General features: G+C 77.3%; 1 protein-coding gene. It reads right to left on the bottom strand.

The window, feature by feature from the left end:
• On the bottom strand, positions 1-1,841 hold a 1,841-nt coding region (locus tag AOK18_RS26710; protein WP_420865644.1), incomplete at its 3' end, for an AAA family ATPase.
• Positions 1,842-2,220 lie beyond the last annotated feature (379 nt).

The raw sequence follows: 2,220 nt of genomic DNA, 5'->3' as shown, positions 1-2,220 counted from the left end.
CGGCCCTGTTCCCTCCCGGAGCGCCGCGCCGGGCGGTGCGGCGCCTCCCCGGACGGCGCCCCCTCGGGCGGCACGGCGCGGTCCCCCGGGACCCGCGGCAGGCCCCGGTCCTCCCCCGCCGCCGGCCGTGGGCCGCGGCGCCGGTGGTGGACCGTGCCGCCCGCCGGGTCGCGGGGCGGCGGCGGGCTCGGGAGCCGGCCCAGCAGCCGGGCCACGACGGCGTGCGGGCCGCCTTCCTCGAGCGCCTCCGACAGGTCCCGGCCCCACCGGGCCAGGTCCTCCAGGTCCGCGTCCCGCCCGGCGTCCTCCAGGAGCCCGGTCCACCGTCCGGCGACGGACTCGCCCTGGTCGCAGGCCTCCACGAGGTCCCGCAGCACCTGCTCCGGCATGGACCGCTCCCGCGCGCACAGCAGGTGGTACGACTCCGCGAGCCGCAGCTCCCGCCACTCCTCGTCGGCCCACAGCTCCGCGGTGTCCCGTCCGGTCTCCGTCTCCTCGCGCCACCGCCGGAAGACCGCCGCCAGCCGCCGCTGCCGCTCGGCCCACGTGCGCGGGAACCAGTCGCGCTGCAGGCGGAGCATGGGGGCGCGGACGACGTCGTGGTACCGGAGCCGCGGCGCCTGCCCGCCGACGAAGGGGAGGTCCCTCAACCACCCGTACAGCTCGTCCAGCCGGTCTTCGTCGTAGGCCTCCCCGTCGTGCGCGTCCTCGCGCCCGCGCCCCGTCAGGGCGGCCCCGAACACGTCGGCGTCCAGCCACCGGGGCAGTGCGCCCGCGAGGGCGGCGGCCCTGCGCACGGGGTCCCGTTCCCACTTCAGGAACCGGTCGACCGCCGTGGCGCTGGGGTCCTCCACGTCGCCGGGGCCGGCGGGACGGCTCTCGGCGAGGGTCGACACCAGGACCGGCAGCCCGCCGGTGAGCCGGAGCACCTCGGTGACGACGGGGTCGGCGACGACGCCCCGTGCGGCGAGCAGTCCGCGCACCTCCGCCTCCGTGAACGGCGCGAGCGGGAGGGCGGTCATGTGGTCCGCGAACCCGCTCCACCGGGCGGGGTCGGCGCGGCGCTGCCCGGCGGTCACCACGACGAGCGTGGCGGGGAGCGGCCCGTGGCGGTCGGTCGTCACGAGGTCGTGCAGCCAGCCGTCGAGGAAGCGGCCGGTCCGCTCGTAGGTGTCGAGGAACAGGACGGTCCACGGCACGTCCGAAGCCGCCGCGGACAGCTCGTCCACCAGGACCGGTGTGAGGACGCTCTCCGGGGAGAGGACGAGTCGCACGTCCTCGTGACTGCGGAAGCGCGCGCTCAGCCCGGCCCGCAACCGGTCCGCCCCCTGGGCGAGCTGGGCGGGGTCGAGGACGCCGGCGAAGGGGCCGACGCCGGGGATCAGACCCAGTCCGGCCAGTCCGGCCCGCGCGACGGTCATGCTTCCGGCCGACGGGGTCCCCTCCGGTTCCGGGGCCATCGCGGCGAGCGCGGCTGCCTCCGCCTCGTGGAGCCGTTCGCGGTGACGGGTGAGCAGCCGCTCCAGCCCTTTGAAGCGGTGTCCCTGCGCCGCGAACTGACGGCACATCATCTCCAGCGCCTCGGGCACGCTTCCCGCGCTCTCGTCGACGTACGCCGTCAACGCCCCGCGCTCCCGCGCGATCTGCTCGAACTCGCGGACCAGGAAGGTCTTCCCGACGCCCGCGTCGCCGTGCACGTGGAAGAGGAACCGGTGCCGTTCGTCCTCGGGCTGGACGTCGAAGTTCGCCCGGAACAAGCTCAGTTCGGCGGTACGGGCCACCAGCCCGGCACGCCGGCGGCGCTGGATCAACTCCTGCATGGACAGTCGCTCCTGCGCCACCCGCACACCCCTTCGCCCCGAGACCGACGGGCCCATTCTGGACCGCCGCCCCACGCCCCGAGCGGCCCCGGAGGAAAAACCCGCCGTGTCCACCACCGCTCCGCACGGCGTGCGGGCACGACGGGGGACGGCGCCGCCGATCGGCCGCGGAGTACGTTCCGGAGCACGGTTCCCCCGTGTGCGCTGCCGCGGTCGCCCCCTCCGGGCTCCCGAGGAACCCGGGACGGGCCGCCGGGACGCCCGGGACGGCGGCCGGCCGGGTCCGCTACCTCGTCGGCGAGGAGCGGCGGACGGCCCGCCCCGGGGACGCGTCCGCCCGGCGTCCCGGGGACACCGGCCGATCGTCCCCGGCGCCGTCGGACCGGCCGGGGTCCGCCGG

Source organism: Streptomyces prasinopilosus, assembly GCF_001419695.1.
GTDB classification, from domain to species: Bacteria; Actinomycetota; Actinomycetes; order Streptomycetales; family Streptomycetaceae; genus Streptomyces; species Streptomyces prasinopilosus.
The sequence above is the reverse complement of the archived record's forward strand: the minus strand, read 5'-3'. Positions and strand labels throughout refer to the sequence as shown.